Source organism: Leucobacter sp. M11 (genome assembly GCF_035726885.1).
GTDB lineage: Bacteria > Actinomycetota > Actinomycetes > Actinomycetales > Microbacteriaceae > JAPFRB01.
The window spans coordinates 1-264 of sequence record NZ_JAPFRB010000031.1; the positions used below are offsets into that span (position 1 = coordinate 1).

Genomic DNA, 264 nt, shown 5'->3' on the forward strand with positions numbered 1-264 from the left:
GTTTTTCCGCTTGATACGCTTCACCTTCATCGAATGGCACCAGACTCTGCAAATAGTCCTCCCGAATCTGGGAGCCTGAAAAGGTGACTTTACCGAAGCGATAGCGCTGCCCACTCTCGAACTCAATCTCCCACACCGATTGATGAAGCGCTTTAGACACGCCTAACTGGCTTTTGGTTAAATCCGCATCGAAATATCCCTTTTTCCAAGCCAAGGCACTCATTTCCTGCTTAATATCGTCATAATTACTATGTCGTAACGTTT

The 264-nt window shown here is 46.2% G+C and carries 1 protein-coding gene; it reads right to left on the reverse strand.

The window, feature by feature from the left end; translation table 11 throughout:
- Window positions 1-223: hypothetical protein (locus OOT08_RS18890; RefSeq protein WP_442916296.1), on the reverse strand; the 223-nt coding region annotated here is incomplete at its 3' end.
- Window positions 224-264: the final 41 nt, after the last annotated feature.